This window comes from Microcella sp., from assembly GCF_033763155.1.
Taxonomy (GTDB): Bacteria; Actinomycetota; Actinomycetes; order Actinomycetales; family Microbacteriaceae; genus Microcella.
This window is the reverse complement of the sequence record NZ_JANRKZ010000079.1, coordinates 1-2,244: the sequence shown is the minus strand read 5'-3', so window position 1 is coordinate 2,244 and position 2,244 is coordinate 1. Positions and strand designations below refer to the sequence as shown.

Here is a 2,244-nt window from a genome sequence, read left to right as displayed (position 1 = left end):
CGACGGCATTGACGCGAATCGTGATGGCGTCACGGGTCTGCGACGTCGCCTGCACGTTGAGCTGCCGCGACCGCAGGCTGAGCTTGAAGTAGGCCTCGACGATGGGCTTGACGAAGACGCGCGAACCAAAGACGACTCGCTGGCCGACGTTTTCCATCTCAGTGTTCTGCGCGCGCTCTTTCGGCGTGCGCTGGCGCGACGTGACGATGATCGCCTCATCGGGCTTCGCGACCTTGATGCCCCGCAGCAGCACCACGATGATGATGATCGCGAAAACGACCGCAACGCTGATGCCGACGACTTGCGTGAAGAACCCGTTGATTTGATCGAGGAACATGCCCTCAGTATGACGGAATCGAGAGAAGTTCGGTGCTGCTACTCGGCGGCCGCAAGCTGCCCGCAGGCTCCGTCGATTTCTTTGCCACGGGTGTCGCGCAGCGTGGTCGGAATACCTGCGTCTTCGAGGCGGCGCACGAACTGGCGCATGACCGCGGGCTCTGAGCTCGTCCAAATCGAGCCGGGAGTGGGGTTGAGCGGAATCGGGTTGACGTGCACCCAGCCCCGCCCACGCTCGTTGAGCTTCTGGGCGAGCAAATCGGCGCGCCAGGCGTGGTCGTTCATGTCCTTGATCAGCGCGTACTCAATCGAAACGCGCCGGCCCGTGGCGTCAAAGTAGGCGCGCGCCGCGTCGAGGGCCTCGTCGACCTTCCAGCGCGAGTTGACGGGAATCAATTCGTCACGCAATTGGTCATCGGGCGCGTGCAGGCTGAGCGCGAAGGTGACGGGAATCTTCTCGTCGGCGAGCTTCAGGATGGCCGGCACGAGCCCGACCGTCGAGACCGTGATGTGCCGAGCGCTCATGCCGAGGCCGTTGGGCTGGGGCTCGACCATCGTGCGCACGGCATCCATCACCCGGTTGTAATTGGCGAGCGGCTCGCCCATGCCCATGAAGACGATGTTGCTGACGCGCTCTGGGGTGGTCTCGCCGCGCTTCTTGCCGCCGAGCTCGCCCGCGGCGATGGCCGCATTGGCCTGCACGACCTGGTCGATGATCTCGGCCGTGGACATGTTGCGCGTGAGCCCCGCTTGCCCGGTGGCACAAAACGGGCAGTTCATGCCGCAGCCAGCCTGCGAGCTCACGCACAGCGTGATGCGCCCGGGATACCGCATGAGCACGCTCTCGACAAGGGCGCCGTCGTGCAGCTTCCAGAGAAACTTGATGGTGTCGCCATTGTCGGTGCGCAGGCGCCGCACCTCGGTGAGCAACGGGGGCAACATTCCCGCCACGAGCTCGTCGCGCACCCCCGCTGGCAGGTCGGTCATCGCGGCGGGGTCCGTCGTGTAATGAGTGAAGTAGTGCGTGCTGAGTTGCTTGGCGCGAAAGCCGGGCAAGCCGAGCTCGGTGACCTTCTCGACGCGCTGCGCCGCCGTGAGGTCGGCAAGGTGCACGGGCGGCTTGCCACGCTTGGGCTCGGCGAACTGCAGCACGGGGCGACCGTCGGGGCCTAGCTTTTGCTGCCAGCCCTCGGTGGTCGGGCGAACTTGCGGGCGGGCATCCGTCGTCATTCGCGGCGTCGCCGAAGCACCGTTATTGCGGATGCCGCGCTCGCCTGCCATGCCTCAAGGGTACGCGGTTGCCAGAGTTCCCTTTGGCGGCGTCGAGCGCCATAGTTGTCTCGAGACCCCTGACACTCCAAGGAGACGCCCGTGCCCACCTACATGCTGATCATGCGCGCGACCGATGAAGGCTTGGCTGCCAGCCTCTCGGGCGACTTCGAGGCGATCATCAACGCGATGGGTGCCTTCAACGAGGCGATGATCGAGGCCGGCGTCATGGTGGGCGGCGACGGGCTCAGCGACCCGAGCGAGGGCTTCGTCGTCGACTTCTCGACGCCAGACCGCGCGGTGACCGACGGCGCCTACGGGCCCACCGAGGCGCTCTTCAACGGCTATTGGACGATTCGCGTCGCCGATCGGGACGAGGCGATCGCGTGGGCGCAGCGCTGCCCGATGGGCCCTGGACAGAAGCTCGAGGTGCGAAGGGTCACCGACGAGAGCGACTTCGCCGACTTCGCCGACAACGAATACATCCAGAAAGAGGCCGGCTGGCGCGAGCAGCTCGACAACAAGCCTGCCGAGTAACCACGATGGATCGAATCACCCCCGGCATCATCGCCATCATCATCGGCGCGATTATCGCGATACTTCTCTTCGTCCCCTTCGTGGCCGCGAGCTATCGACTGC

The 2,244-nt window shown here is 65.2% G+C and carries 2 protein-coding genes and 1 pseudogene; 1 reads left to right on the top strand and 2 read right to left on the bottom strand.

Translation table 11 applies throughout. The features are described 5' to 3' along the window. Both SFU54_RS03670 and rlmN read right to left on the bottom strand, forming a co-directional pair. Positions 1-337: pseudogene (locus tag SFU54_RS03670) on the bottom strand (hypothetical protein); the annotation flags it as partial. Positions 338-375: 38 nt separating this feature from the next. Next, on the bottom strand, positions 376-1,566 hold the full coding sequence (gene rlmN, locus SFU54_RS03665) for a 23S rRNA (adenine(2503)-C(2))-methyltransferase RlmN (protein WP_319014956.1): 1,191 nt from the start codon (positions 1,564-1,566) through the stop codon (positions 376-378). 153 nt (positions 1,567-1,719) lie between these two features. On the opposite strand from rlmN, the gene SFU54_RS03660 reads away from it, so the two are divergent. Further along, positions 1,720-2,142, top strand: a complete 423-nt coding sequence (locus SFU54_RS03660; protein ID WP_319014955.1) for a YciI family protein — start codon at positions 1,720-1,722, stop codon at positions 2,140-2,142. Positions 2,143-2,244 lie beyond the last annotated feature (102 nt).